Origin of the sequence: Candidatus Phytoplasma australasiaticum subsp. ipomoeae, assembly GCF_024425275.1 — a bacterium.
Classification (GTDB): domain Bacteria; phylum Bacillota_I; class Bacilli_A; order Acholeplasmatales; family Acholeplasmataceae; genus Phytoplasma; species Phytoplasma australasiaticum.
In genome coordinates this window covers 8,214-8,519 of record NZ_JALQCV010000015.1, presented here as the reverse complement: position 1 = coordinate 8,519, position 306 = coordinate 8,214, and the positions used below count along the sequence as shown (strand labels likewise).

General features: G+C 34.3%; 1 pseudogene. It reads right to left on the bottom strand.

Features of this window, described 5'->3' with window-relative positions:
- Positions 1–306 (bottom strand): annotated as a pseudogene (locus NQK76_RS02635) (hypothetical protein); the annotation flags it as partial.

Here is a 306-nt window from a genome sequence, read left to right as displayed (position 1 = left end):
AGTTTCGTCGTGTCTTCGATCATTTTCATTGTGTATTTTGTCAATTTCGTCGTGTCTTTTATCAGTTTCGTCGTGTTTTTGATCATTTTTGTCGTGTCTTCGATCAGTTTCGTCGTGTCTTCGATCATTTTCATTGTGTATTTTGTCAATTTCGTCGTGTCTTTTATCAGTTTCGTCGTGTTTTTGATCATTTTTGTCGTGTCTTCGATCAGTTTCGTCGTGTCTTCGATCAGTTTCGTCGTGTATTTCGTCAGTTTCAGTTAATGTTTTTAATCTTTTATTGAAATCAATAATATTTTTATCGTG